Raw genomic sequence first — 5988 nt, forward strand, 5'->3', positions numbered from 1 at the left:
ATCCGATTCAACTTGAAAAACGGTCGCGGACGCCCATGCCGCCGTCGAACGGAGAAGCGCGATAGGCAAAGTCGTCGTCGATGTAGTGGAATAACAACAACCAATTTAAAACATGTGTGCCAGACAAAACGGCCTCGCATCTGAATCGCCAAGAAATTCAGCAGTAGGACATCTAGATCCGGACAAGCTTATCACAATCGGGATTGCGGCAACCCCGCTTGACAACGGTTCAGCCATGACCGAAACCACTTCAAGCCGTCGTTAACCTTGCGGTGGTATGGTTTCGTTCAGAATTGGGAGGTATCGTTGCCGAACTCTCCGCAAAAAGGACAACCGTTGCCTGTTCCGGTCGAAAAGCAAGATGAGGAGCAGCACAATACCGGCTCGCCCGCGCAGAGCGAACGGCGCCGTTGGCCACGGCCATCAAAAGCAAACCCGGAAGCGGCTGCGCCGCTACCACCCGCTTTGGAGCCTCTACGTTTTTCTACCCGCGATTTAGCTCCGAGCGATCAATTCGCGGCCTGGCAGGCATATTTGGCACCTCTGATAGATATTAGATTACCGGATGGGGTATCAGGGGACGATGGATTTCCTGCCGAGCATACTGCCTGGAATCTGGGCAGTATGCTTATCGTGCGGCAGAATGCGCCTTCCCATTCCTATGTGCGCTCCGCTGCCAAGTTGCGATCAAATTCCATCGACCATTGGCATGTTTTGCTACTGCGCACCGGCCGAAGTTGGACAGAGGTGGATGGCAATGTGTCAGAAGGTGTGCCTGGAAAAGTGGAGCTAAGGTCCCTGGGGCATCCGTTCAGCGGAAGGACGACTGACACGCAGAGTCTCTCCTTTTACTTACCTCGCGAATTATTTTTCGATACGGGTGCGGGCAACGAAATAAGAAATAATACGATATTGTCCGGAACCTATACCAATCTTTTGATCGATTACCTCGATAGTATTGAGGCCAAACTGGCGATCTTGACTGCCAAAGATCTTCCTCAAGTAGTCCAAACAACACGCGATATGCTTTTGACGTGTCTCTCGTCGTCCGCAGATAACTCCGGCGCTGTAGAGCCACAGGGCAGTTTAGCCTTGATGGAACGAATCCGTCGTTTCGTGCAGCGCAATTTGAATTCGTCTGACCTAACGCCAGACACTCTCTGTCGGGAGCTCGGTATTTCGCGCAGCAGGCTTTACCAACTGTTCGAGCCAAGCGGCGGCGTACTGCACTATATACAAAAGCGCCGCCTTCTGTCGGCCCATGCTGCACTCAGCAACGCAGCCAATCGTCAGCAAATCATCGAAATCGCTACTGCCGTGGGGTTCAGCTCCGCCGCCCACTTCAGCCGGGCATTCAGCAAGGAATTTGGCTATAGCCCGCGCGAAGCCCGCAACGTGGCCGTGCCACCTTACTTCGCTCACGCTGTTCCACCAGTGGAAATCATTGACAGTCGTGCGCATGCGTTCGGCGAGTGGCTCAAGTCCCTCGGTCATTGATACCGTCCCAAGCCAGCCCACCTAGGTGAGCCACGGCTGAGGGCCCTCGCCTCAGCCAAAATAGGCGACTCTAATCGCTTTTCCCACCATCGTGCCTTCAGTCGGTGTCTTGCGTGCAGATACCTATCTCCTGTGACTGGTCGAGTTGCATCTAGTTGCAGATATGGACGCTGCGACAAGTTTTAGGATGCGCAGCTAACGACAGACCCAACGGTCGCAAGTATACAAAAGCTATAAGAACAACGCCGGACAAACAGCACTTTGACCTGACTAGGTACATCACCGATGTACTCTCAATCAGCAAAGTATAGGCAAACTTTGGGGTTCGATCGATGAAAAGCATGCGTCCAGTACCCGCCCGCCCTAATATCAATGCGCTCTTTGGTGACGTGCGCGTCGTCCGCTCAAAGCAACGAGCCCGGCACATTCTTGTAACCGGCGGCGCGGGTTTTCTTGGATCGCATCTTTGCGAACGTCTACTCAAGGCTGGGCATACCGTCATCTGCGTTGATAATTTTTCAACGGGGCTCGAGCGTAATATCCGCCACCTCCGAAATTTCGAGCGGTTCAGCGTGATTAGGCATGACGTTGTTGATCCGATTGATATCGAAGTCGATGAAATCTACAATCTCGCTTGCCCCGCCTCGCCGCCGCACTACCAGGCGGATCCTGTGCATACGATGAAAACGTGCGTTCTTGGCGCGCTTAATCTGCTCGAACTGGCTGCACGTACCGGCGCGCGAATCTTCCAGGCTTCCACATCGGAAATATATGGCGATCCGCTGGTTCATCCGCAGGTCGAGAACTATTGGGGGAATGTGAATTCGTTTGGTCCTCGATCCTGCTACGACGAGGGCAAGCGTAGCGCCGAAACGCTGTTCTTCGATTTTCATAAACAGCACCATGTCGAGATCAAGGTCGCGCGAATTTTCAATACCTATGGCCCCAACATGCGTCCTGACGACGGCCGTGTCGTATCAAACTTTATTGTGCAGGCGCTGAAGGGTCAGGACATAACGCTCTATGGTGATGGCTCGCAAACACGCTCGTTCTGTTTCGTTAATGATCTCGTCGACGGATTTCAGCAATTGATGGCAACGGACCCGTCATTCACCGGTCCCGTCAACCTTGGGAACCCAGGTGAATTCACCATACTGCAACTCGCCGAGCAGGTGATCCAACTTACAGGCTCGCGTTCGAAAACCATTCACAAGCCGCTGCCGACAGACGATCCGCGCCAGCGCCGTCCTGATATATCGCTCGCCCAGCGCGAACTTGGTTGGCAGCCTATGGTGCCGCTCTCCGTCGGACTGGAAAAGACGATCGCATATTTTGACCGCCTCCTGGCCGAGGAAGCGCATGAACTCGCGGAGACAGCGTGATGTCACAGCTAAAGGTCCTGGTGGCGGGCGGCGCCGGATATATCGGCAGCCATACGGCTAAACTACTCCACTTGAATGGCATCGAGCCGATTGTCTTTGACAATCTGGTTACAGGACATCGATCTTCGGTGCGTTGGGGCCAATTCGTGCACGGCGATATCCTCGATACGAGTGGCCTAACGCGGATCCTGATGCAGTACAAGCCGGACGCGGTCGTGCATTTTGCTGCGTCGGCCTATGTTGGAGAGTCCGTCGAGGACCCCGCAAAATACTACCGGAACAACGTCGCCGGGACACTGTCCCTTTTGGACGCCTGCCGTCACGCCGAAATCGACAAGATCATTTTCTCGTCGAGCTGCGCTACCTATGGCATTCCGGATTCTCTTCCCATAACCGAAACAACCCCGCAGCAACCAATCAATCCTTACGGCAGGACGAAACTCATTGCCGAGCAGATTCTACAGGACTATGCGGTGGCCTATCATTTGAGATATGTCGCGCTGCGATATTTCAATGCGTCTGGCGCCGATCCCGACGGCGAACTCGGCGAGTGGCACGACCCGGAGACACATCTGATCCCAAGAGCATTGCTCGCGGCCGGGGGGACGATCTCCCACCTTGCAGTATTTGGCGACGACTATGACACTGAAGATGGAACCTGTATTCGCGACTACATTCACGTGACGGACTTGGCACGTGCCCATGTTCTGGCCCTCCAGCACCTCATCAACGGCGGCGACAACCTTTCAGTCAATCTTGGAACCGGGCATGGCTCTTCGATAGGCGAGATTCTGAGCGCCATCGGCCGTATCACCAAACGTGAGGTGCCAGTTGAAATGCATCCAAGACGTGCCGGCGACCCGCCCGCTCTCTATGCCGACCCGGCCTTTGCGCGTCGCGCGCTTGGCTTTTCACCTGAATATTCCGACATCGATACGATCGTTCGGACTGCAGCGCCCTTCTTTGGTCTGGAGTCGCGGACATGATGAATAAAACCAACAATATCGCGGTGGTACCCGTACTCGAAGGATATCGTCGCCAGGAATATCTTGTCGGCGCAGCAGTCTGGCTGGCAATGCTTGTCTATTTCTGGGCTTGGTGGTTGAAGCCAGAACATTACATCGGCTTTTGGGGCTTCTCCCTTGTTACCGCTATATTGGCCTGGGTGACCCTTCTGCCGGCCTACTTCATCACGCTATTTTATCGCGCGCAGAAGCCGAATGGACCACTTCAGCTGCCCCTTGGCAGTCGCGTCGCTATGGTCGTGACCAAAGCGCCGTCCGAGCCTTTTTCTGTGGTGGCAACAACTCTTACCGCAATGCTGAATCAAGCGTTTCCGCACGACACATGGCTCGCCGATGAGGATCCCACCCCAGAGACGTTGAAATGGTGCCAACAGCATGGCGTCTTCGTTTCAACCCGAAAGAACAGGCCGGATTATCACCGCACGACCTGGCCGCGCCGTACACGGTGCAAGGAAGGCAATCTTGCCTTTTTCTACGATCATTTCGGCTACGACCGTTACGATTTCGTAGCGCAGCTCGACGCTGATCATGTTCCGGAGCAGGGCTATCTCATCGAAATGTTGCGCCCGTTTGCCGATGCGGACGTTGGTTACGTCTCGGCGCCGAGCATTTGTGACCGCAATGCATCAGAAAGCTGGTCCGCACGGGGGCGGCTTTACGCAGAAGCGAGCATGCACGGTTCGCTTCAAGCCGGTTACAATCATGGTCTTGCGCCACTCTGCATAGGATCGCATTACGCCGTGCGCACGGCCGCGCTCAAGGAAATAGGCGGCCTGGGACCGGAGCTTGCCGAAGATCATTCGACGACGTTGATAATGAACGCCCACGGCTGGCGCGGTGTCCACGCGCTTGATGCCATTGCGCATGGCGACGGTCCCCGCACATTCGCTGATCTTGTCACGCAGGAGTTCCAGTGGTCACGCAGCCTTGTCATGCTGCTCTTGCAATATTCGCCTGTCTACGTGCCGCGCTTGCCGCTGAAGCTGAAATTCCAATTTCTGTTTTCTCAGCTCTGGTATCCGCTTTTTGCACTGTTCATGGCCCTCATGTTCGTCATGCCAATCCTGGCACTTGTCCGTCATGAAAACTTTGTCGCAGTGACCTATCCGGATTTTCTAGCGCATTTCGCTCCACTCTCCGTCACATTGATGCTTTTGGCCTACCGTTGGCGTGCCAGCGGCTCCTTCCGGCCGTTCGATGCCAAGATCTTGAGCTGGGAGATGATGTTTTTTCTCTTCGCACGGTGGCCGTGGGCACTGGCTGGTACAGTCGCCGCCATCCGAGACTGGATGACCGGGTCTTATGTCGACTTTCGCATCACGCCCAAGGGTGCATCGGAAGTGGACCCACTGCCTTCGCGGGTTCTCATGCCGTACGGTATCCTATCAATCGCTTCAGTGTTGCCGGTTCTGCTTGTAAGTGACGCGGGTGAAACGCGAGGTTTCTATATTTTCGCAATTATCAACGCCTTGCTTTACACGCTTCTGCTGCTGACCATCGTCATCCAGCACGCTCGAGAGAATGTCGTCAGGGTCCAGACACGAACGTATCGGCCGGCAATGGCCGCGAGCCTCCTCGTCCTCATCGCGCTTCCGGGTTTCGCCACCGTTGAGCGCGGGACGGAGGGATTGGAGTCCCTGACATGGGGTACTGGACGACTGAGGTTCTATGAAACGACCTACGCGGTATCTGGTGCTGGCCTTGGAGGTGGAGAGCTCCGAAAGTTGACCTTTAAGCCCCACTGGCTGCCCGCAACGTCGAATATCAACTTCTCGGAAGAAGAAAAGCTCGGGGGGAGCGAAGCACGATGAATATTAGGGAACTTGGAACGAGCTATTTGGAGTTCGTCGGCCTGGTGGAAAGGGTGACACAGTCACCCAGAAAAAGAACGAGGGCGAACACAACTTTGCGTCGCACATCACTGCTCATTTCGTGCTGCCTATCAGCAGTAACATTGGCGGGCGTCTCCTATGCCGGCGAAGAAATCGTCCCATCAGCAGATGCCCGGCCAATGACTGGGGTGGAGCTTTATCTGCTGTACCGCAACAAGACCTGGACGTGGTCTGATGGCGCCGGACGCTTTG

At 55.0% G+C, this 5988-nt stretch carries 5 protein-coding genes; all 5 read left to right on the plus strand.

What is annotated here, in order from left to right:
• Positions 1-306: 306 nt before the first annotated feature.
• Entirely contained in the window at positions 307-1497 is a 1191-nt protein-coding gene (locus AAAC48_RS18100) for a helix-turn-helix domain-containing protein (protein WP_340655518.1), read from the plus strand.
• Between the two features lie 332 nt (positions 1498-1829).
• Positions 1830-2879 (plus strand): UDP-glucuronic acid decarboxylase family protein, encoded by a 1050-nt coding sequence (locus AAAC48_RS18105; RefSeq protein ID WP_340655519.1) that lies wholly within the window; start codon positions 1830-1832, stop codon positions 2877-2879.
• Positions 2879-3865: a UDP-glucose 4-epimerase GalE gene (gene galE / locus AAAC48_RS18110; protein WP_340655520.1), complete on the plus strand. Its 987-nt coding sequence runs from the start codon at positions 2879-2881 to the stop codon at positions 3863-3865. Before AAAC48_RS18105 ends, galE begins: the two co-directional genes overlap by 1 nt.
• On the plus strand, positions 3862-5715 hold the full coding sequence (locus tag AAAC48_RS18115; protein ID WP_340655521.1) for a glycosyltransferase family 2 protein: 1854 nt from the start codon (positions 3862-3864) through the stop codon (positions 5713-5715). The genes galE and AAAC48_RS18115 overlap by 4 nt, the downstream gene beginning before the upstream one ends.
• Positions 5712-5988: DUF995 domain-containing protein (locus tag AAAC48_RS18120; protein ID WP_340655522.1), on the plus strand; the 277-nt coding region annotated here is incomplete at its 3' end. The genes AAAC48_RS18115 and AAAC48_RS18120, both read left to right, overlap by 4 nt.

This window comes from Phyllobacterium sp. (genome assembly GCF_037994405.1).
GTDB lineage: Bacteria > Pseudomonadota > Alphaproteobacteria > Rhizobiales > Rhizobiaceae > Phyllobacterium.

Coding starts and splice junctions, on each gene's coding strand:
- galE (WP_340655520.1), top strand. CDS start 2,879: ATGTCACAGCTAAAGGTCCTGGTGGCGGGCGGCGCCGGATATATCGGC.
- AAAC48_RS18105 (WP_340655519.1), top strand. CDS start 1,830: ATGAAAAGCATGCGTCCAGTACCCGCCCGCCCTAATATCAATGCGCTC.
- AAAC48_RS18115 (WP_340655521.1), top strand. CDS start 3,862: ATGATGAATAAAACCAACAATATCGCGGTGGTACCCGTACTCGAAGGA.